The sequence below is a fragment of the Streptomyces sp. NPDC058284 genome, assembly GCF_042881135.1.
Classification (GTDB): domain Bacteria; phylum Actinomycetota; class Actinomycetes; order Streptomycetales; family Streptomycetaceae; genus Streptomyces.
The window spans coordinates 152,097-172,985 of record NZ_JBHVYE010000003.1 but is presented as its reverse complement, the minus strand read 5'-3'; the positions used below and the strand labels follow the sequence as shown (position 1 = coordinate 172,985).

20 protein-coding genes are annotated in these 20,889 nt (G+C 69.0%); 12 read left to right on the top strand and 8 right to left on the bottom strand.

Annotated elements, in window-relative coordinates:
- Positions 1–35 precede the first annotated feature (35 nt).
- Complete coding sequence (locus tag ACFVYR_RS06760) at positions 36–1,634, bottom strand: Na+/H+ antiporter (protein WP_384249172.1); 1,599 nt, start codon at positions 1,632–1,634, stop codon at positions 36–38.
- A 46-nt stretch (positions 1,635–1,680) separates the two neighbouring features.
- Between ACFVYR_RS06760 and ACFVYR_RS06755 the strand changes: the two genes are divergently transcribed.
- The 3 genes from ACFVYR_RS06755 to ACFVYR_RS06745 all read left to right on the top strand — a co-directional run bounded on the left by ACFVYR_RS06755 (position 1,681) and on the right by ACFVYR_RS06745 (position 3,629).
- Complete coding sequence (locus ACFVYR_RS06755) at positions 1,681–1,941, top strand: UBP-type zinc finger domain-containing protein (RefSeq protein ID WP_384249175.1); 261 nt, start codon at positions 1,681–1,683, stop codon at positions 1,939–1,941.
- Positions 1,942–2,187: 246 nt separating this feature from the next.
- Positions 2,188–2,601, top strand: coding sequence for a hypothetical protein (locus ACFVYR_RS06750; protein ID WP_062782207.1), 414 nt, complete (start codon positions 2,188–2,190; stop codon positions 2,599–2,601).
- Entirely contained in the window at positions 2,598–3,629 is a 1,032-nt protein-coding gene (locus ACFVYR_RS06745; protein ID WP_384249177.1) for an RNA polymerase sigma factor SigF, read from the top strand. The genes ACFVYR_RS06750 and ACFVYR_RS06745 overlap by 4 nt, the downstream gene beginning before the upstream one ends.
- A 112-nt stretch (positions 3,630–3,741) precedes the next feature.
- On the opposite strand, the gene ACFVYR_RS06740 is transcribed toward ACFVYR_RS06745, so the two are convergent.
- The gene (locus tag ACFVYR_RS06740) at positions 3,742–4,200 is read right to left on the bottom strand and encodes a hypothetical protein (protein WP_384249179.1); all 459 of its coding nucleotides are present in this window, start codon (positions 4,198–4,200) and stop codon (positions 3,742–3,744) included.
- A gap of 80 nt (positions 4,201–4,280) precedes the next feature.
- On the opposite strand from ACFVYR_RS06740, the gene ACFVYR_RS06735 reads away from it, so the two are divergent.
- Both ACFVYR_RS06735 and ACFVYR_RS06730 read left to right on the top strand, forming a co-directional pair.
- Positions 4,281–5,249 carry a diacylglycerol/lipid kinase family protein gene (locus ACFVYR_RS06735; RefSeq protein ID WP_384249182.1) on the top strand — a complete coding sequence of 323 codons (969 nt, stop codon included), beginning with the start codon at positions 4,281–4,283 and terminating at the stop codon, positions 5,247–5,249.
- Positions 5,250–5,565: 316 nt separating this feature from the next.
- Positions 5,566–5,823, top strand: a complete 258-nt coding sequence (locus ACFVYR_RS06730) for a WhiB family transcriptional regulator (protein ID WP_016639615.1) — start codon at positions 5,566–5,568, stop codon at positions 5,821–5,823.
- 216 nt (positions 5,824–6,039) lie between these two features.
- On the opposite strand, the gene ACFVYR_RS06725 is transcribed toward ACFVYR_RS06730, so the two are convergent.
- Entirely contained in the window at positions 6,040–7,506 is a 1,467-nt protein-coding gene (locus ACFVYR_RS06725; protein WP_384249561.1) for a sensor histidine kinase, read from the bottom strand.
- A 380-nt stretch (positions 7,507–7,886) separates the two neighbouring features.
- The gene (locus ACFVYR_RS06720) at positions 7,887–8,483 is read right to left on the bottom strand and encodes a TetR/AcrR family transcriptional regulator (protein WP_384249185.1); all 597 of its coding nucleotides are present in this window, start codon (positions 8,481–8,483) and stop codon (positions 7,887–7,889) included.
- A gap of 93 nt (positions 8,484–8,576) precedes the next feature.
- Between ACFVYR_RS06720 and ACFVYR_RS06715 the strand changes: the two genes are divergently transcribed.
- Together ACFVYR_RS06715 and nagB are read left to right on the top strand one after the other, a co-directional pair.
- Positions 8,577–9,335: an SDR family oxidoreductase gene (locus ACFVYR_RS06715; RefSeq protein ID WP_384249187.1), complete on the top strand. Its 759-nt coding sequence runs from the start codon at positions 8,577–8,579 to the stop codon at positions 9,333–9,335.
- Between the two features lie 218 nt (positions 9,336–9,553).
- Positions 9,554–10,339 carry a glucosamine-6-phosphate deaminase gene (gene nagB / locus ACFVYR_RS06710; RefSeq protein WP_384249189.1) on the top strand — a complete coding sequence of 262 codons (786 nt, stop codon included), beginning with the start codon at positions 9,554–9,556 and terminating at the stop codon, positions 10,337–10,339.
- An 88-nt stretch (positions 10,340–10,427) separates the two neighbouring features.
- On the opposite strand, the gene ACFVYR_RS06705 is transcribed toward nagB, so the two are convergent.
- From ACFVYR_RS06705 to ACFVYR_RS06690, 4 genes are all read right to left on the bottom strand, one after another.
- Positions 10,428–11,936, bottom strand: a complete 1,509-nt coding sequence (locus tag ACFVYR_RS06705; RefSeq protein ID WP_384249191.1) for a glycoside hydrolase family 3 protein — start codon at positions 11,934–11,936, stop codon at positions 10,428–10,430.
- A 6-nt stretch (positions 11,937–11,942) separates the two neighbouring features.
- Positions 11,943–12,773, bottom strand: coding sequence for a carbohydrate ABC transporter permease (locus tag ACFVYR_RS06700; RefSeq protein ID WP_384249194.1), 831 nt, complete (start codon positions 12,771–12,773; stop codon positions 11,943–11,945).
- Positions 12,770–13,759 (bottom strand): carbohydrate ABC transporter permease, encoded by a 990-nt coding sequence (locus ACFVYR_RS06695; protein WP_384249197.1) that lies wholly within the window; start codon positions 13,757–13,759, stop codon positions 12,770–12,772. Before ACFVYR_RS06695 ends, ACFVYR_RS06700 begins: the two co-directional genes overlap by 4 nt.
- Positions 13,760–13,919: 160 nt before the next feature.
- Positions 13,920–15,194, bottom strand: a complete 1,275-nt coding sequence (locus ACFVYR_RS06690; protein ID WP_384249199.1) for an extracellular solute-binding protein — start codon at positions 15,192–15,194, stop codon at positions 13,920–13,922.
- Positions 15,195–15,519: 325 nt separating this feature from the next.
- Between ACFVYR_RS06690 and ACFVYR_RS06685 the strand changes: the two genes are divergently transcribed.
- The 5 genes from ACFVYR_RS06685 (at position 15,520) to mctP (ending at position 20,857) form a co-directional block, all read left to right on the top strand.
- Positions 15,520–16,302: a GntR family transcriptional regulator gene (locus ACFVYR_RS06685; RefSeq protein WP_384249202.1), complete on the top strand. Its 783-nt coding sequence runs from the start codon at positions 15,520–15,522 to the stop codon at positions 16,300–16,302.
- 226 nt (positions 16,303–16,528) lie between these two features.
- Positions 16,529–18,643 carry a carbon starvation CstA family protein gene (locus ACFVYR_RS06680; RefSeq protein WP_384249204.1) on the top strand — a complete coding sequence of 705 codons (2,115 nt, stop codon included), beginning with the start codon at positions 16,529–16,531 and terminating at the stop codon, positions 18,641–18,643.
- Positions 18,640–18,837 (top strand): CstA-like transporter-associated (seleno)protein, encoded by a 198-nt coding sequence (locus ACFVYR_RS06675; protein ID WP_384249208.1) that lies wholly within the window; start codon positions 18,640–18,642, stop codon positions 18,835–18,837. Before ACFVYR_RS06680 ends, ACFVYR_RS06675 begins: the two co-directional genes overlap by 4 nt.
- A gap of 110 nt (positions 18,838–18,947) precedes the next feature.
- Entirely contained in the window at positions 18,948–19,217 is a 270-nt protein-coding gene (locus ACFVYR_RS06670; protein WP_384249210.1) for a DUF3311 domain-containing protein, read from the top strand.
- A gap of 26 nt (positions 19,218–19,243) precedes the next feature.
- Positions 19,244–20,857 carry a monocarboxylate uptake permease MctP gene (gene mctP, locus ACFVYR_RS06665; protein WP_384249565.1) on the top strand — a complete coding sequence of 538 codons (1,614 nt, stop codon included), beginning with the start codon at positions 19,244–19,246 and terminating at the stop codon, positions 20,855–20,857.
- Positions 20,858–20,889 lie beyond the last annotated feature (32 nt).

Genomic DNA, 20,889 nt, shown 5'->3' with positions numbered 1-20,889 from the left:
CGAAGGCTCCGCGGCGGCGCCCGCCGGAGGCCGCCTCAGTCCTCGACCTCCCGGTGGGCGGCAGCCTCCTCCAGGTCCAGCTTGCGCAGCAGCGTCCGCATCATCTCGTCGTCGATGCGCCGCTCGTCCCGCATCCTCACGAACACCTCGCGCTCCGCGGCGATCGCCTCGCGCGCCAGCCGGCGGTAGGTGTCGTCCGCGGACTCCCCCGTCACCGGGTTGGCTTGGCCGAGCCGCTCCCACACGGAGTTGCGGCGGCGTTCGAGAACGGTGCGCAGGCGGTCCTGGAGGGGCTGTGGCAGCCGATTGCGCTCCTCCCGCATGAGTTCCTCCACCCGTGCCTCCGCGGCCTCTGAGGCGGCGTTCTGCGCCTGCGCCTCCGCGAGCGTCTGGGCCTGCGCGTCACGGCCCGGCAGTTTCAGGACACGGATCAGCCACGGCAGCGACAGGCCTTGCACGACGAGCGTGCCGATCACCGTGGTGAACGTCAGAAACAGGACAAGGTTGCGCGCCGGGAACGGCTCCCCGTCGTCCGTGACGAGCGGGATCGAGAAGGCGATGGCCAGTGAGACCACGCCCCGCATCCCGGCCCAGCTGACGATCAGCGGTCTGCGCCAGTCCAGGTCGTCCTCGTGCTCCCTGATCCGGGCCGACAGCCCGCGCGGCAGATAGGTCGCCGGGTACGACCACACGAAGCGTGCCACCACGACGAAGACGAAGACACCGACCGCGTACCAGGCCGCCTGCGCCACGCTGTACTCGCCGAGCCCCTTGAGCACGACGGGCAGTTGCAGCCCGATGAGCGCGAAGACCGCCGACTCCAGGATGAACGCGACGACCTTCCACACCGCGGCCTCCTGCAGCCGCGTCTCGAAGTCGACCTGCCAGGAGCGGTGCCCCAGGTAGAGGGCGACGACGACCACGGCGAGCACTCCGGAGGCGCCGACCTGTTCCGCGGCGGCGTACGCGACGAAGGGGATGAGCAGCGACAGGGTGTTCTGCAGCATCGCCTCCCTCAAGTGGGTGCGCAGCCAGTGGATCGGCACCATGAGGAGCAGCCCGACACCGACTCCGCCGACGGCCGCGAGCAGGAACTCCCGGACACCGCCCGACCAGCTCGCGCCTTCGCCGACCGCCGCGGCGAGGGCCACCTTGTAGGCCGTGATCGCGGTCGCGTCGTTCACCAGGGATTCGCCCTGCAGGATCGTGGTGATCCGCGAGGGGAGGCCCACCCGGCGCGCGATGGCGGTGGCCGCGACGGCGTCAGGGGGTGCGATCACGGCGCCGAGGACGAGCGCGGCGGTCAGCGGCAGGTCGGGGATGAGCAGATACGCCAGCCAGCCGACGGCGAGCGTGGCGAACAGGACGTACCCGACCGAGAGCAGGGCGACGGGCCTGATGTTGGCGCGCAGGTCCAGATAGGAGCTCTCCAGGGCGGCCGTGTGCAGCAGCGGGGGCAGGATCAGCGGCAGCACGATGTGCGGGTCGAGGTGGTAGTCGGGCACCCCGGGGACGTACGAGGCGATGAGCCCCATCCCGACCAGGAGCAGCGGCGCCGGCACGGGGGTCCTGCGCGCGGCCCCCGCCACCATGGCGCTCGCCGCGATCAGTGCCACAAGGGGCAGTACATCCATGCGCAGACCTCTCCGCCCTACGGGTTCCCGTCGTAACCTGGCAATCATGAACGAGTGCCCGCACGTCGCCGCCCTGCCGCACCCCGAGGTGCCCCCGCTGAGCGGAACGTGTCTCGAGTGCCAGGCGGCCGGCAGCCATCCGGTCCAGCTGCGGCTGTGTCTGGAGTGCGGTCATGTCGGCTGCTGCGACTCCTCGCCCTTCCAGCACGCGACGGCACATTTCAAGGAAACCTCACACCCTGTGATGAGGACCTTCGAGCCGGGCGAGAGCTGGCGCTGGTGTTTCGTGGACGGTTCGATCGTCTGACGACTGGGTACGTCAACCCGGCGCCCGTTCTTTCCAATTGGGCCTGCGCGACCCCTAGCCACTGTCCGTACTCATAGGCTTACTATGAGTGACAGCATCGAGCGGGGTCCCCGGGACACGGAACTGGGGAGCGCGGTAGCGTCACCGCAGAAAGAAGTGGTGCGTTACCCGTGTGACGCAGTCCGGACCGCCGTTGGACGGTGGCCCCGGAGCCCCGAAAGTGCTTGTACCACCTTGGAGGTGAGGGTGTCCCAGATCGCAGGCGAGCCCGGGAATCAGGACTTCGTGGAAGTCCGTCTTCCGGCTGCGGGTGCCTACCTGTCTGTGCTGCGGACGGCGACGGCCGGCCTCGCGGCGCGCTTGGACTTCACTCTCGACGAGATCGAGGACCTCCGCATCGCGGTCGACGAGGCCTGCGCGATCCTGCTCCAGCAGGCCGTGCCGGGCTCCGTGCTCAGCTGCGTCTTCCGCCTCGTCGACGACTCGTTGGAGGTGACGGTCTCGGCACCCACGACCGACGGCCGGGCCCCGGAGCGGGACACCTTCGCCTGGACTGTGCTGTCGGCCCTCGCGGGCCAGGTCGACTCCGCCGTCGCCGAGGACAACACCGTCTCGATCAGCCTCTACAAGAAGCGCGGCGCGGGACCCGGGCCGGCGTGAGGAACGGGGACGGGCCGGTGCGGAACGAAGAGCGCGGCACACAAGGTCTACCCGCCGGCGGCAGGGAGGGGGCGCGCCGCATGACCACCGGAATCCCCGAGCAGCAGGCCAAACCGCACCCGGAGGAACCGGATCAGTTGGTTCCGCTGAAGGTGGCCGATGTGTCGGAGCAGGCAGAGCCGACCGCCAAGGACGAGCTCAAGCAGCTCTCCGGCCGGGGCGGCGGGCGACGGGTGGGAAACATGAGCGAGCACGAGCACAGCCGGCACGATCCACAGGACCGCAGCGGCGCACGCGCGATGTTCATCGAGTTGCGCTCCCTGCAGGACGGCAGTCCGGAGTACGCGGAGCTGCGCAACAAGCTGGTCCGCATGCACCTGCCGCTCGTCGAGCACCTGGCCCGCCGCTTCCGCAACCGCGGCGAGCCCCTCGACGACCTCACCCAGGTCGCCACGATCGGCCTGATCAAGTCCGTGGACCGCTTCGACCCGGAGCGCGGCGTGGAGTTCTCCACGTACGCGACACCGACGGTCGTCGGCGAGATCAAGCGGCACTTCCGCGACAAGGGGTGGGCGGTCCGCGTTCCGCGGCGCCTCCAGGAGCTGCGCCTGTCGTTGACGACGGCGACGGCCGAGCTGTCCCAGCTGCACGGCCGCTCCCCCACCGTGCACGAGCTGGCCGAGAAGCTGGCCATCTCCGAGGAGGAGGTGCTGGAGGGCCTGGAGTCGGCCAACGCCTACTCCACGCTGTCCTTGGACGTCCCCGACACGGACGACGAGTCCCCGGCCGTCGCGGACACCCTGGGCGCCGAGGACGAGGCCCTCGAGGGCGTCGAGTACCGCGAGTCGCTCAAGCCCCTCCTGGAGGACCTGCCCCCGCGCGAGAAACGCATCCTGCTGCTGCGCTTCTTCGGCAACATGACCCAGTCGCAGATCGCGCAGGAGGTCGGCATCTCCCAGATGCACGTCTCCCGGCTGCTGGCGCGCACGCTCGCGCAACTGCGCGAGAAGCTGCTGGTCGAGGAGTAGTCACTGCGCGTGATCACCACGTCGTGACTTTGCGTGATCACTCACCGGAGTCACTCCTCGTAGCCGATTTCCACGGTCACTGCCGCGTACCCGCTACTTCTGATCCTGAACGTTACTTCTGATCCTGGACGTTGCCGGGGCCCTGGATACCGAGGGCCTCGGTCGTGGCGGGATTGATCAGGAGGACGAGCGAGGCCACGGCCGCGAGCGCGAGGGCGATGCCGGCCGGGATCGCCGCACTGTCGGCCTGCAGCAGCTGCCAGGCCACCGGAAGCGCCATGATCTGCGTGATGATCGCGGGCCCGCGGCTCCAGCGGCGCAGCTTCATCAGCCCGCGCGCGGCGAGCAGCGGAAGCAGTGCGAGGACGATGAGCGTGATGCCCCCCGTCTCGGCCTGCCGCGGATCGTCGGGCGATCCCGCGAGGCCCATCGCGAGCATGTAGACGCCCCCGGCGAGAAGGGCGAGACCCTCCAGCGCGACCAGGGCCGCGGCGGCGGTCACCCGTGCGGGTCGCGGGCCGGGCTCGGGCGACTCCGGGGTTTCGGGGGTGGATTTCCGCTCAGTACTCACCCGAGCAGGGTAGCTCCGGGTGCCCGCGCCGCGGCACCTCGGTCTAGGCCGGGTAAAGACGGCTAGGTAGTCTGCTGCGCATGCGTGCACTTCTCGTGGTCAACCCGGCGGCAACCACCACCAGTGCGCGTACGCGTGATGTGCTGGTCCACGCCCTGGCGAGCGAGATGAAGCTCGACGCGGTCACCACGGAGTACCGCGGGCACGCCAGAGACCTCGGCCGACAGGCCGCGGAGAGCAAGGACATCGAGCTCATCGTCGCCCTCGGCGGCGACGGCACCGTCAACGAGGTCGTCAACGGCCTGCTGCACCACGGTCCCGATCCGGACCGCCTCCCCCGCCTCGCCGTCGTCCCCGGCGGCTCCACCAACGTCTTCGCGCGCGCCCTTGGGCTGCCGAACGACGCCGTGGAGGCCACCGGCGCCCTGCTGGACGCCCTGCGCGAGGGCAGCGAGCGCACGGTGGGGCTCGGTATCGCGGGCGGCACGCCGGGCACGGAGGACGAGGCCGTGCCCTCGCGCTGGTTCACGTTCTGTGCGGGACTCGGCTTCGACGGCGGCGTGGTCGGCAGGGTCGAACAGCAGCGCGAGCTCGGCCGGCGTTCGACGCATGCCCTCTATGTGCGACAGGTGCTCCGCCAGTTCCTCGACGAGCCACACCGCAGGCACGGAATGATCACCCTCGAGCGGCCCGGCGAGGACCCGGTGACCGACCTGGTGATGTCGATAGTCTGCAACACCTCCCCCTACTCCTACCTGGGCAATCGTCCGCTGTACGCGTCCCCGCAGGCCTCCTTCGACACAGGTCTGGACGTGCTGGGCCTGAAGAAGCTCTCCACGGCCGCGGTGGCCCGTTACGGCACCCAGCTCCTGACGTCGACGCCCGAACGCGGACCGCACGGTAAGCACGCGGTTACGCTCCACGACCTCACGGACTTCACCTTGCAATCCAAGGTGCCCCTGCCCCTCCAGATGGACGGCGACCACTTGGGACTGCGGACGAGCGTGACGTTCACAGGCGTACGCCGTGCACTGCGTGTGATTGTGTGAGTAGAAGGGCCTAAAGTCCTTTCACTCGAACGTTTAGGCCAGGGTCCACCCCATAGAAGTACGGCTGTGACCCAGCCGACACTGAGGAATCAAAAAAAACTTTCCGGAAGGGGTTGTATCCGCCGCCGAGGTTTGCGAATCTCTACATGGCGATCGGGACGGCCCGCAACATCGGCCCCACAGAGAGCCAGAACCCCTCCTCCACCACAGGTCCACACCAGGCAACTGGGCGTCGGCCCTTCCCGTGCGGGGGGATTCGTGAAAGCGTTCACATTCACAAGCAATCTGCATGTAATACCAAGGAGAGGTAGCAGCCATGGACTGGCGTCACAACGCCGTTTGCCGCGAGGAAGACCCCGAGCTCTTCTTCCCCATCGGCAACACCGGTCCTGCGCTGCTGCAGATCGAGGAAGCCAAGGCCGTCTGCCGCCGCTGCCCCGTCATGGAGCAGTGCCTGCAGTGGGCGCTCGAGTCCGGCCAGGACTCCGGCGTCTGGGGTGGCCTCAGCGAGGACGAGCGTCGTGCAATGAAGCGCCGCGCCGCTCGCAACCGTGCTCGCCAGGCCAGCGCCTGACGTTCACGCCCCCCCACGAGCCTGAGCTTGGCGGCGCGTACAGCGAGTACGCAACTCCCGCCCCCGAGCCGCAGCCGCGCAGTACCCCCGATGCGCATCGCAACGTGAGCAGTGAGCCCCGGACCAATCGGTCCGGGGCTCACTGCTTTCTTCTGTACCGCGGCCGGCTCTCGCCCGGCCGGTCGCCGACTGTTTGCCGCTGCTACGTATCCGCTGTCACTTGTCGGCGCGAACCGGAATGTCGAGGATCACCCGTGTGCCACGCTCGGGAGCGGGAACCATGTCGAAAGTGCCGCCCAGCTCACCTTCGACCAGTGTGCGGACGATCTGCAGACCGAGATTGCCCGAGCGGTGCGGATCGAAGCCGTCGGGCAGCCCGACGCCGTCGTCCTGGACGGTGATCAGCAGCCGTGTGTCCTTGGCGGTGCCGCCGCGCACCGCCGACACCTCGACCGTGCCGGTGTCCCCTTCCCGGAAACCGTGCTCCAGGGCGTTCTGCAGAATCTCCGTCAGCACCATCGACAGCGGCGTCGCGACCTCCGCGTCGAGGATTCCGAAACGGCCGGTGCGCCGGCCCGTGACCTTGCCGGGTGAGATCTCGGCGACCATCGCGAGCACCCGGTCGGCGATCTCGTCGAACTCCACGCGCTCGTCCAGGTTCTGGGAGAGCGTCTCGTGGACGATGGCGATGGAGCCCACGCGGCGCACGGCCTCCTCGAGCGCCTCACGGCCGGTGGCGGAGTCGATGCGACGGGCCTGCAGCCGCAGCAGCGCGGCGACTGTCTGGAGGTTGTTCTTCACCCGGTGGTGGATCTCCCGGATGGTGGCGTCCTTCGTGATCAACTCCCGCTCGCGGCGGCGCAGTTCGGTGACGTCACGCAGGAGGACGAGCGATCCGATACGGGGCCCCTTGGGCTTGAGCGGGATCGCGCGCAGCTGGATCACGCCGTCACCGCCCTCGATCTCGAACTCCCGCGGTGCCCAGCCACTGGCGAGTTTGGCCAGCGCCTCGTCCACCGGGCCGCGGGACGGCGCGAGTTCGGCCGTCGCCGTGCCCAGGTGGTGGCCTACGAGATCGGACGCGAGGCCGAGACGGTGGTACGCGGAGAGCGCGTTCGGCGACGCGTACTGCACGACACCCTCGGCGTCGAGGCGCACCAGACCATCACCCACGCGCGGGGAGGCGTCCATGTCGACCTGCTGCCCCTGGAAGGGGAACGATCCCGCGGCGATCATCTGTGCGAGGTCGGACGCCGACTGGAGGTAGGTGAGCTCCAGCCGCGACGGCGTGCGCACGGTCAGCAGGTTGGTGTTGCGGGCGATGACTCCCAGGACGCGCCCTTCCCTGCGTACGGGAATGGACTCGACGCGCACCGGGACCTCCTCGCGCCACTCCGGGTCGCCCTCACGCACGATGCGGCCCTCGTCCAGGGCGGCGTCGAGGAGGGGGCGGCGACCGCGCGGCACGAGGTGGCCGACCATGTCGTCCTGGTAGGAGGTCGGGCCGGTGTTGGGCCGCATCTGCGCCACGGAGACGTAGCGGGTTCCGTCGCGCGTGGGGACCCAGAGCACCAGGTCGGCGAAGGAGAGGTCGGAGAGCAGCTGCCACTCCGAGACCAGCAGGTGCAGCCACTCGAGGTCGGAGTCACCGAGGGCGGTGTGCTGGCGTACGAGGTCGTTCATGGAGGGCACGTGTGCGAGCGTACCTTTCACGTCCGGCGGCCCCGACGAGCCGCGGCGCCAGGGGCGGGACCCTCAGCCCGCCCACGGCACCGCAGCCCTTCAGGTGCATCGGCCGCCAGAATGTGCGGTACTGAACAGCCGATCGAGAGGGTCCGACGCGGTCAGGGCAGAGAGCGCCGGCTCCTCGTTCCGCTCTCCTGTGCGGGAAGAGCGGAGGCTTTACCCACGCATTGTGGACTAGACCATTCTCCCATGTCTATGCGTCGGCGGATGTTTGTTGTCGTCTCTTTCGCCAGGACTTTCGCCGTCACATTCTCCGACAGTTCCCCCGACTCCGCCCCTGACGGGCTGCACCCGATCTCCGGCGCTCGCGTCCGCGGTCACACCTGCGGCCACGCCCGCATCGCGAGGTCGGCCACCGCTTCCAGGTCCTCCCTGGTGGCGCCGTCCCTGGCCTGCTGCGACATCCCCTGGAAGACCGCCGCCGTATAGCGGGCGAGGGCGCCGGGGTCGGTGTCGCCGGGCAGCTCCCCCGCGGCGACGGCAGCGCGGACGCGGGACTCGATGCCCGCCACGTTGGCATTGCGCCGCTCACGGAGCATCTCCTCCACCTCCGGGGTGGTGCAGTTGGTCGCCGCGGAGATGACGAGGCAGCCCCGGGGGCGGGTCGGGTCGGTGAACTCGGCCGCCGCTTCGTGCAGCATCCGGGAGACGGCGCCGCGCGCCGTCGGTTCCTCCTCGAAGGCGCGGCCACCGAAGGAGCCGTGCGTGTGGCCGTACCGCACGACGACCTCGTCGAAGAGGCGGCGCTTGTCGCCGAAGGCGGCGTAGAGGCTGGGCGCCCCGATTCCCATGACGCGCGTCAGGTCCGAGACGGACGTCCCCTCGTACCCGTGCTCCCAGAAGGCCCGGATCGCCTGCTCCAGCGCCGTCTCGCGGTCGAAGGAGCGCGGGCGGCCTCGCTGTTTCGTCGCCATGGAGTGAATTGTATAGCGGGCGCTAGTAAATCGGCGGCGGGTCGGGTACGGTTCTTTTTGTAGCGACCACTAGAGAAAGAGGGGGCGTCCGGCATGGGTGCATCTGCGGGCAGGCTTGCGGGGAAGACGGCGCTGGTCACGGGCGGCAGCCGAGGGATCGGCCGCGGCATCGCCGAGCGGCTCGGACGGGACGGGGCGCGGGTGGCCGTGCACTACGGCAACAACGAGGTGGCCGCGAAGGAGACGGTCACCGCGATCGAGGAGGCGGGCGGCTCCGCCTTCGCGATCGGCGCGGAGCTGGGAGTGCCGGGAGACGCCGAGACGCTCTGGGCCGAGTTCGACCGGCACGCGGACGGCCTGGACATCCTGGTGAACAACGCGGGCATCGGGCTCTACGGCCATGTGGGAGAGGTACAGGACGCGGAGTACGACAAGGTGTTCGCGGTCAACACCAAGGCCCTGTTCTTCGTCGTACAGAAAGGCCTCGACCGGCTGCGGGACGGCGGCCGGATCATCAACATCTCCTCCGGCGTCACCCGGATCGCCTTCCCGATCACCATCGCGTACTCGATGACGAAGGGCGCGGTGAACGTCCTTACCCATACGCTCGCGCAGGAACTGGGCCCGCGCGGAATCACGGTGAACGCGGTGGCCCCGGGAATCATCCAGACAGAGATGCTGGAGGGCCTTCCCGCGGAACGACGGGCGGAAATGGCGGGGTACTCGGCCTTCGACCGCATAGGACTGCCGGCCGACGTGGCGGACATCGTCGCCTTCGTGGCCTCGGACGACGCACGGTGGATCACCGGGCAGTACATCGACGCGACGGGAGGGTCGGCGCTGGGGCTGTAGCGGCGGGCCGGACAGCAGGGCCGGGGGGACGGGCGCCGCGCGCCGACCGGCCACCCGGCCGCCTGGAGGGCGGGGCCGTCCGGCGGGCGGAGGGTCCGGGGAAGGCCGAGCATGGACTGAGGAATCGACTGCCCTGGCGGCACAGCTCTGCTAGATTGGTCTATACCACCAATTCTTGTGAGTGACCCTCAGCCCCTCTCCAGATCGGCAGGCCCAGCGTGGAAGTTGTCATCGTCCCGGACGCCAAGGCAGGCGGCGAGCTCATCGCGGAGGCCATGGCCGCCCTGGTGCGTCGTAAGCCTGACGCCCTGCTCGGTGTCGCCACCGGCTCCACTCCCCTGCCCATCTACGAGGCGCTGGCCGCCAAGGTCGCGGCTGGTGCCGTGGATGCCTCGCGGGCGCGCATCTGCCAGCTCGACGAGTACGTGGGGCTGCCTGCCGGGCACCCCGAGTCGTACCGTTCCGTGGTGCTGCGTGAGGTCGTCGAACCCCTCGGGCTGAGCGAGGCCTCCTTCATGGGGCCGGACGGCAGCGCCGAGGACGTGCAGGCGGCGTGCGTGGCGTACGACCGGGCGCTCGCCGAGGCCGGGGGCGTCGATCTGCAGCTGCTCGGGATCGGGACGGACGGGCACATCGGGTTCAACGAGCCGTGCTCGTCGCTCGCCTCGCGTACGCGCATCAAGACGCTGACCGAGCAGACGCGGGTGGACAACGCACGCTTCTTCGACGGGGACATCGAGCAGGTGCCGCACCACGTCATCACCCAGGGGATCGGGACGATCCTCGAGGCGCGGCACCTGGTGCTGCTCGCCACGGGTGAGGGCAAGGCGGACGCGGTGGCCGCGACGGTGGAGGGGCCTGTCGCCTCGGTCGTGCCCGCCTCCGCGCTGCAGTTGCACCCGCACGCCACGGTCGTCGTGGACGAGGCCGCCGCCTCCAAGCTGAAGCTCGCGGACTACTTCCGGCACACGTACGCCAACAAGCCCGGCTGGCAGGGGCTGTAAGAGGTATCGCGGACGTACGCAGGACGGAGGGGCGCCCCGGGCAAGGGGCGCCCCTCCGTCTTGGTCCAGGACAGGGTGAGGACCAGGCTCACTCGCCTGTGATCGCCTCCGCCGCCGCTTCTCCGCAGACGCGGGAGGCGCCGCGTGTGGCGATGTGGATGGCGCCGGTGGGGGCGGCCTGGGGGACGCCCATTTCCACCACGACCGTGTCCGGGCGGGCCGATACCAGGGTGGTCAGGGCGTCCGCCATCCACGCGTGGCGGTGGGCGTCGCGGACGACGGCCACGATGCGGTGCTCTCCCGCCGCGGCGAGCGCCCGGGCGCCGGAGCCGTCGCCGGAGAAGGTGCCCGAGGCGGTGCCGGGGAAGCGGCGCTCCAGTTCGGCGGTCACGCCCCAGGGGGTCTCGTCGCCGACCGCGATGTTCGGCAGCGGGGAGAAGGTGGCGACATAGGGGGCCTCGGTGACCGGGGCCGCGTAGGTGTCGCCGCGGGTGACCCGCAGGGCGCGGCGGGCCGCGACCAGGCCGATCCCGGTGTCGGGCGCGCCCCCCGCATGACCGGTCGCGCCCGACACCTCCGCCGCCGCGGTCCAGCCCGCGAGGGCGCGTACACGGTCGGCCGCGTCGGCGAGGCGTTCCTCGGACAGTTCGCCCGAGCGCACCGCCGCGACGAAGGCGTCCCGCAGCCGCAGCACGGTTCCCTCGTCGGAGGGCCCGCCACCCGTGCAGATCGCGTCGGCGCCGGCGGCGATGGCGAGGACGCAGCCGCGCTCGAAGCCGTAGGTCCCGGCGATGGCCTGCATGTCCATGCCGTCGGTGACGATGAGGCCCTCGTAGCCGAACTCCTCGCGGAGCAGGCCGGTGAGGATGCGGCGGGAGAGCGTGCCGGGGTTCTCCGGGTCCAGGGCCGGGGCCAGGACGTGGGCGCTCATCACGGCGCGGGTGCCCGCGGCGATGGCCGCGCGGAAGGGCGCGAGGTCGCGGGAGTTCAGGACGTCCCGGTCGACGTCGATGACCGGCACGGAGTGGTGCGAGTCAATCGCCGTGTCGCCGTGCCCCGGGAAGTGCTTGGCGGAGGTGGCGACGCCGGAGGACTGCATGCCCTCGACGTACGCGGCGGTGTGCCGGGCGACAAGGAGGGGGTCGGTGCCGAAGGAGCGTACGCCGATGACGGGGTTGTCGGGGTTGGCGTTGACGTCGGCGGACGGCGCCCAGTTGAGGTTGATGCCGCAGGCGGCGAGGCGGCGGCCGAGGTCGGCGGCCACCTCGCGGGTCAGCTCCGTGTCGTCGACGGCGCCCAGTGCGTGGTTGCCCGGGTAGGAGGAGCCGGTGCGGACCTCGAGGCGGGTGACGTCGCCGCTCTCCTCGTCGATGGCGATCAGGAGGTCGTCGCGCTCGGCGCGCAGCTGCGCAGTGAGGGCGGCCACCTGCTCGGCGGTCTGTACGTTGCGGCCGAAGAGGCTGACGGAGGCGAGGCCCTCGTCGATCCGGCGGCGCACCCAGTCCGGTGCGGCCGTGGTGCCGTCGAAGCCGGGCTGGAGGACGGCGAGGGCGTCGCGGGTGAGGGTGTCACCGGCGTGCGTCGTGAGTGTCGTCATGAGGCGTTATCCCTTCACTGCGCCATCGGTCAGGCCGCTGACGGCCCTGCGCTGCAGGAAGACGAAGAGGATGAGGATCGGGATGGCGAAGAGGGAGGAGGCGGCCATCGTGGCGCCCCAGTCGTCGCCGAAAGCGGTCTGGAAGCTGGACACCCACACCGGCAGGGTCTTGGCCCCGGGTTCCTTGTTGAGCACCAGGACCAGCGGGAACTCGTTCCAGGCGGTGATGAAGCCGAAGAGCGAGGTCGACATCAGGCCCGGGGCGAGCAGCGGCAGGATCACGCGGCGGAAGGCCTGCATGCGGGTGCAGCCGTCGACCATGGCGGACTCCTCCAGCTCCTTGGGCACGGCGGCGACGAAGCCGCGCAGCGTGAGGAGGGTGAAGGGGAGGATCATCACCGTGTAGAAGAGGGTCAGCGGGATCAGGCTGTTCAGCATGTCCGCGTCGCGCACGATGATGTAGATCGCGATGACCATGACTTCCCACGGCGCCATCTGCGCCAGCATGAAGCCGATGATGAAGCCGCGCCGACCCTTGAAGCGCATCCGGGCCAGGGCGAACGCCGCGGTCACGCCGATGATGAGGGAGAAGAGGACCGCGAGGATCGTCACGGTGAGGGAGTTGCCGACCATGGTCCAGAAGTGGTCGGCGTCGATCGCCTTCTTGAAGTGTTCGAGGGTGACGTCGGTCGGGATCCAGACCGGGTCCTCGGCGATGATGTCGCCGGTCGGCTTGAACGCCGTCGCGAACATCCAGTACACGGGGAAGACGCAGAAGACGAAGATGACGACAGCGGTCAGGTTGGGCCACAGGCGGCCCATCAGCGAGCGCTTCACAGCTCGTCCTCCTCTTGCTTGAGCACGATCCGCAGGTAGAACGAGGTGATGGCCAGCAGGATGATGATGGTGAGCAGCGCGATCGCGGCGCCCATGCCGAAGTGCTGGTTGCCCATGCCCTCGATGTAGGCGTAGACGGGCAGGATCTCGGTGAGGCGGTCGGGTCCGCCTTCGTTGATCGTGAAGACCTGCACGAACGCCTTGAAGACCCAGATGATCTCCAGGAACGTCGTGGCGTAGAGGAAGGGCCGCAGATACGGCAGCGTCACCTGGGTGAACCGCTTCCAGGCACCGGCGCCGTCCAGGGCCGCGGCCTCGTACAGCTCCTTGGGGATGGTGGTCGTGGCGGCGTACAGGTTGATCGCCACGAAGGGGATGGACATCCAGACGATGAGCAGCAGGACGACGAAGAAGGTCGAGTACTGCGTGGCCAGCCAGTCGTGGTCGGCCATCGACTCGAAGCCGATCTTGGCGAGCACCCAGTTGACGACGCCGAAGCGCTGCGCGAACAGCCACTGGTAGACGGTGCTCGCCGCGACGACGGGCATCGCCCAGGCGAGCACGAGGCCGACCAGGAGGAACGTGCGCATCCTCCGGCCGAGGCGCGCGAGCAGCAGGCCCACCAGCGTGCCGAGGACCATGATCAGCACGACGTTGACGGCGGTGAAGACGACCGAACGTCCGGTGACCCGCCAGAAGTCCTCGCCGGTGAGGACCTCCTTGTAGTTGTCGAATCCGTTCCACTCGGTCAAGTGCAGAATGAACTGCCGCATGTTGAGGTTCTGGAACGACAACATCCCGTTGCTGACCAGCGGCCAGCCGAGCAGCAGCACGGTGGCGATGATCGCGGGGGCAAGGAGCAGATAGGGCGTCAGGCCGGCGCGACGCTCCGAGGGACTGCGCCGCCCTTTTGGCTTTGGCCCGCCTTCGAGTGTCTGCACCTCCGTCGGGCCGGAGGGCGGCCGTTCGGTCTTCTGCACGGTCATGCTCGCCATCTCTTTCGTGAGCAACGCGGAGCGCTGGGGTCAGCGCGGAGAACGCAGTGAGCGCGGAGAACGCAGTGAGCGCAGTGAGCGCGAAGAGCGCATGGATGCGCCGGGGGCAGCGGGGTCGTGTCACCCGCCGCCCCCGGCAGGGCACGCGTTCCTACTGCTTCTGCGCCAGGCGCTTGTTGAGCTCGCCCTCGACCTGCTTGGCCGCGTCGGCAGGCGCCTTACCGTTGAGCACCGCGGTCATGTAGTTCTTGATCGGGTTCGGCGGGTTCTCGACCGCGCCCCACTCCGGGATCAGCGGGGTGGTGCCGCCGCCGGAGGTGGCGGGAGCCGCGGCCTCGGCGGCCGGGTTGCCCTTGAGGTTGGACTCCAGCGCCTTCTTGTTCGGGATCGTGCCGCCTTCCTTGGCGAACTGACCCTCGAACTTGTCGGACAGCGCGATCTTCAGGAACTCCTTGGCGAGCTCCTGCTTCTTGCTCGTCGCGGCGACGGCGAGGTTGGAGCCGCCGAGGAAGACGCCCTCGGGCTTGTCGGCGGTGGCGCCGGGGATCGTGAAGAAGCCGATGTCCTTCTCGATCTTCTTGTTGGCCTTGATCGCGGTCGCGGCCTCCCAGCTCATGCCGATGAAGGCGCCGGTCTTGCCCTTGGCGAAGACCTCGGCCTGCTGCGGGGTGGCCTCGTCCTTGTTCTTCGGCGCCTTGGAGAGGTCCGCGAACTCCTTGTACGTCTTCATGGCCTTGGTGACCTTGGGGTCACTGAGGTTGGAGACGTACTTGTCGCCGTCCTTCTTGACCAGCTCGGCGCCCTCACCGATGGTCAGGCCGACGAAGTGGTACCAGTTCTGGCCGGGCAGGTAGATCGGCTCGGCGTCGGTCTTGGAGCCGATCTGCTTGAGGTCCTTGAGGAACTCGGCGCGGGTCTTGGGAAGCTTCTTGATGCCGGCTTCGGCCCAGATCTTCTTGTTGTAGACCACGACGCGGTTGAGGACGAACCACGGGGCGGCGTACTGCTTGCCGTCGATGACCGAGGCCTTGTTCATCGAGTCGGTCCAGTCGGCGCCGATCGACTTCTTGAGGTCGTCGAGCTCGGCGAGGCCGCCCGTCTTGGCGTACGCGGCGGTCTGGGTGTTGCCGATCTCGAAGACGTCCGGGGGGTTCTCCTCGGAGAGGGCGGTGGTCAGCTTCTGCTGGATGCCGTTCCACTGCTGGACTTCGAACTTCAGCTTCGCGCCGGTCTTCTTCTCGAAGGCGGCGGTGACGTCCTTCTGCCACTGGTCGGGCGTCGAACCGTCCATCGCCCAGAGCGTCAGGGTCTCGCCCTTGAAGCTGTCGGCTCCCCCGGCCTTCTTGTCGTCGTCGTCACTGCCGCAGGCCGCGACCGAGACCAACATGCCCGCGACACCAATGGCCGCTATGAGCTTGCGCTTCACGTCACCCTCCTCAAGGGATGCCAGTCAACCCCCCACCCGCAGCGACCGAATGGACCGAGATCTGCCCGTGGGACTGGAACCTGGTCTTTAATGGTGTAGACCAGTACGGGGGAGCTTGGCCTAGACCTTTAGGGGTGTCAAGGGTGTATAAGAAGGGCTGTCGCGTCCGTTATCGGACCGACACCTGAGCAGGCAGAGACTTCCCCCAAGCTCTCGACTTCGCTCGACCAGAGGGCGCCCCATGGCCCGGTACGTGCCACGATGTGAGCCGCGACAGACGGAGGAGCCGGTGACGGCAGCAGCACAGGAGCCGGGAAGGTCAATCATGGGCACCGAGGCGGGCAGCACAGGGGCCGATGCCGGCGTGCCCGCGGAGGCCCCCAGCGTCGGCCGCACCGCGCGCGTACCCAAGTACTACCGCCTCAAGCGGCACCTCCTCGACATGACCGAGACGCTGCCGCCCGGCACCCCCGTCCCGCCGGAGCGCACGCTCGCCGCCGAGTTCGACACCTCCCGCACGACCGTGCGCCAGGCCCTTCAGGAACTGGTCGTCGAGGGCCGCCTTGAGCGCATCCAGGGCAAGGGCACCTTCGTCGCCAAGCCCAAGGTGTCGCAGGCCCTCCAACTCACCTCGTACACCGAGGACATGCGCGCCCAGGGCCTGGAACCGACCTCGCAGCTCCTGGACATCGGCTACATCACCGCGGACGACACCCTCGCCGGACTGCTCGACATCAGCGCGGGCGGGCGCGTCCTGCGCATCGAGCGGCTCCGGCTCGCCAACGGCGAGGCGATGGCCATCGAGACCACGCACCTCTCGGCGAAGCGCTTCCCGGCCCTGCGCCGCTCCCTGGTGAAGTACACCTCGCTCTACACGGCACTCGCCGAGGTGTACGACGTGCACCTCGCGGAGGCCGAGGAGACCATCGAGACCTCGCTCGCGACCCCGCGCGAGGCCGGCCTGCTCGGCACCGACGTCGGCCTGCCGATGCTGCTGCTCTCGCGCCACTCCCTGGACGGCGACGGCCAGCCGGTGGAGTGGGTGCGGTCGGTGTACCGCGGCGACCGGTACAAGTTCGTGGCACGTCTGAAGCGGCCGACGGACTGAGAGCCCGTACTCGACCCCACACCGGCGCGCCACGCCCCGCACCCCACGCCGGCGCGCCACGCCCCGCACCCCACGCCGGCGCGCCACGCCCCGTACCCCCCGCGCCCCGGCAGTCGCCGTTCGCCTCCTCGCCCCCACCCGGCTCGGCAACTCCGCGCTATAGCGGGCGAGTTAACCCGTGCTCTACCGTCTTCCCCGATATCGCCATGAGCGGGAGGACGACCCGGTGCGCAGAGCGAATCCCCGATCCATCGTCATCTGGTCCCTCGTCGCGCTGGTCGGCGCCGCGGGCTGGACCGTCCTGGCGCTCGCCCGCGACGAGGAGGTGTCAGCCGCCTGGATGGTGGCGGCGGCCCTCGGCTCGTGCGCCGTCGCGTACCGCTTCTACTCCAAGTTCATCGCGTACCGCGTCCTGAAGGTCGACGGGAAGCGGGCCACGCCCGCCGAGCGGCTCGACAACGGCATCGACTTCCATCCGACCGACCGCCGGGTGCTGCTCGGCCACCACTTCGCGGCGATCGCGGGGGCCGGGCCGCTGGTGGGGCCGGTCCTGGCCGCCCAGATGGGGTACCTGCCAGGCACCATCTGGATCATCGTCGGCGTGATCTTCGCGGGCGCCGTGCAGGACATGGTCGTGCTGTTCTTCTCGACGCGGCGCGACGGCAAGTCGCTCGGGCAGATGGCGCGCGAGGAGATCGGCCCGTTCGGCGGGGCCGCCGCGCTGCTCGCCACCTTCGCCATCATGATCATCCTGCTCGGGGTGCTCGCGCTTGTCGTCGTCAACGCGCTCGCCGAGTCGCCGTGGGGCACCTTCTCCATCGCGATGACCATCCCGATCGCCCTGCTCATGGGCTTCTACCTGCGGGTACTGCGCCCAGGACGGGTCAGCGAGGTCTCCCTGATCGGCATCGCGCTGCTGCTGCTCGCACTCGTCGGCGGGCGCTGGGTCGCGGAGTCGTCGCTCGCGGACACCTTCACGCTGGCGCCCTCGACGCTGGTCATCTGGCTGGTGGCGTACGGGTTCGTCGCCTCGATCCTGCCGGTGTGGATGCTGCTCGCGCCGCGCGACTACCTCTCCACCTTCATGAAGATCGGCACCATCCTGCTGCTGGCGCTCGGTGTCGTCGTCACTCTGCCGACGCTGAAGATGGAGCCGGTCACCGACTTCGCCTCGCGCGGTGACGGGCCGGTCTTCGCGGGCTCGCTCTTCCCGTTCGTCTTCATCACCATCGCCTGCGGCGCGCTGTCCGGCTTCCACGCCCTGATCTCCTCGGGCACGACGCCGAAGATGATCCAGAAGGAGACGCAGGCCCGGATGATCGGCTACGGCTCCATGCTGATGGAGTCGTCCGTCGCGATCATGGCGCTCGTCGCGGCCTCCATCATCGACCCGGGGCTGTACTTCGCGATGAACGCGCCGGCGGGCGTCATCGGCGACACCGTCCAGGAGGCGTCGAAGGCCGTCGCGGGCTTCGGGTACAGCATCTCGCCGGCCGACCTCGCGCAGGCCGCGGGGAACGTCGAGGAGTCCTCGCTGCTCTCGCGCACCGGCGGCGCGCCCACCCTCGCGGTCGGCGTCTCGGAGATCTTCTCGAAAGTCACCGGCGGCTCGATGCGGGCCTTCTGGTACCACTTCGCGATCATGTTCGAGGCGCTGTTCATCCTGACCGCGCTCGACGCGGGCACGCGCGTGGGCCGCTTCATGCTGCAGGACATGCTCGGCAACGTCTACAAGCCCTTCAAGAACATGAGCTGGAAGCCCGGACTGCTGCTCACCAGCGCGGCCGTCACCGGTCTCTGGGGCTACTTCCTGTGGGTGGGCGTGCACGAGCCGCTCGGCGGGATCAACCAGCTCTTCCCGATCTTCGGCATCGCCAACCAGCTCCTCGCGGCCGTCGCCCTCGCCGTCTGCACCACGCTGCTCGTGAAGTCCGGCCGCCTCAAGTGGGCCTGGATCACCGGCATTCCGCTCGCCTGGGACGCGACGGTGACGCTCACCGCGAGCTGGCAGAAGGTGTTCTCCAGCGACCCGCGCGTCGGCTTCTTCCAGCAGCGCGCGAACTACCGGGACGCCATCGACGACGGCAAGATCCTGCCGCCCGCCAAGACGATGGACGACATGCACACCGTCGTCACCAACTCCACGGTGGACGGCGTCCTTTCGGCGGTACTCGCGCTGCTCATCGTCGTCGTGATCCTGGACGCGGCGCGGGTGTGCGTCCGCCACGTCCGCAGCCCCGACGCCACGCCGCTGCACGAAGCGCCCTACGTGGAGTCGGAGTTGAGCGCCCCGGCCGGGCTCTTCGCGACCCGTGAGGAGAAGCGGGAGCCGGCGCCGTGACCTGGCTGCTGCGCGGCGTGCGCTGGATGCGCTGGTACGTCCATGAGCTGACCGACGAGTCGGCGTACGAGCGGTACGTGGCTCATATCCGCAAGGACCATCCAGCAGCAACCGTCCCCAGCCGCCGCGCATTTGAGCGTATGCGGACAGAACGCCAGGAGTCGGATCCCCACAACGGGTTCCGCTGCTGCTGAGCAGGGACATCGCCTCGTCCGTTATCCGGACAGGGGTTCCATGGCGCAAGACTGTGGCTTAGATTTCCCGCACGTTAAGCATGGGATAAGTGAGGGAACGGAGCCGCGATATGTCAGATGCGCCTGAAGTGAACAGACCGGTCGTCACACCGGTCCGCGTGGTCATCGCCGTCTGCCTCGTCGCGCCGTTCGTCGCGATGCTCTGGGTGAGCTCCTACGCCAAGGTCGACCCGACCTTGATCGGCATTCCGTTCTTCTACTGGTACCAGATGCTGTGGGTGCTCATCTCCACGGCGCTGACGATGATCGCGTACAAGCTGTGGCAGCGTGACCAGCGCGCCCGCAAGGCCGAAGCGGCCCAGAGGGGTGCCGGACTGTGACCACACTCGCATCGGGGACCGGCGGCGTGAACGGCGTCGCCCTCGCCGTCTTCATCTTCTTCTTCGTCGCCGTCACGGCGATGGGCTTCCTGGCCGCGCGCTGGCGCAAGGCCGAGACCGAGAGCCTGGACGAATGGGGCCTCGGCGGTCGCTCGTTCGGCACCTGGGTCACCTGGTTCCTGCTCGGCGGCGACCTCTACACGGCGTACACGTTCGTGGCCGTCCCCGCGGCGATCTACGCGGCGGGCGCGGCCGGCTTCTTCGCGGTGCCGTACACGATCCTCGTCTATCCGCTGATCTTCACCTTCCTGCCGCGGCTCTGGTCCGTCTCGCACAAGCACGGATACGTGACCACCTCGGACTTCGTGCGCGGACGCTTCGGCTCCAAGGGGCTCTCGCTGGCCGTCGCGGTCACCGGCATCCTCGCCACGATGCCGTACATCGCGCTCCAACTGGTCGGCATCCAGGCCGTGCTCGACGTCATGGGCGTCGGCGGCGGCCCGGACACCAACTGGTTCATCAAGGACCTGCCGCTGCTCATCGCCTTCGCGGTGCTCGCCGCGTACACCTACTCGTCCGGCCTGCGCGCGCCCGCGCTGATCGCGTTCGTGAAGGACGGGCTGATCTACCTCGTCATCGCCGTCGCGATCATCTACATCCCGATCAAGCTGGGCGGCTTCGACGAGATCTTCCAGGCGGCGGGCGAGAAGTTCTCGAAGGCCAACGAGGCGGCGGGCAAGCCCGTCGCGGGCCTCGCGCCCGGCCGGGGCGGTCAGTGGACCTACGCCACGCTCGCGCTCGGCTCCGCGCTCGCCCTGTTCATGTACCCGCACTCGATCACCGCGACGCTCTCCTCCAAGAGCCGCGACGTCATCCGCCGCAACACCACGATCCTGCCGCTCTACTCGCTGATGCTAGGCCTGCTGGCGCTGCTCGGGTTCATGGCGATCGCGGCCGGGGTCAAGGTCGAGAACGGCCAGCTGGCCATCCCGCAGCTGTTCGAGAACATGTTCCCCGACTGGTTCACCGGCGTCGCCTTCGCCGCCATCGGCATCGGCGCGCTCGTGCCTGCGGCGATCATGTCGATCGCGGCCGCGAACCTCTTCACCAGGAACATCTACAAGGACTTCCTCAAGCCGGACGCGACTCCCGAGCAGGAGACCAGGGTCTCCAAGCTGGTCTCGCTGCTCGTGAAGGTGGGCGCGCTCGTCTTCGTCCTCACGATGGACAAAACGGTCGCGATCAACTTCCAGCTGCTCGGCGGCATCTGGATCCTGCAGACGATGCCCGCGCTGGTCGGCGGCCTGTTCACCCGGTGGTTCCACCGCTGGGCGCTGCTCGCCGGCTGGGCGGTCGGCATGGTGTACGGAACGCTCGCGGCGTACGGCGTCGCCTCGCCGACCCAGAAGCACTTCGGCGGCTCGTCCGACGAGATCCCCGGCATCGGCGAGATCGGCTACATCGGCCTGACCGCGTTCATCCTGAATGTGGTCGTGACCGTGGTCCTCACCTTCGTCCTGAAGGCGCTGAAGGCCCCCGACGGCATCGACGAGACCTCCCCGGAGGACTACACGGCGGACGCGGGCGACCCCGGCGTCGTCCAGGAGCTGCCGAAGGCGACCGCGGGCGCCGGGCACTGAGAGCCTGTCCTTGAACCCGACGCTCAACACCG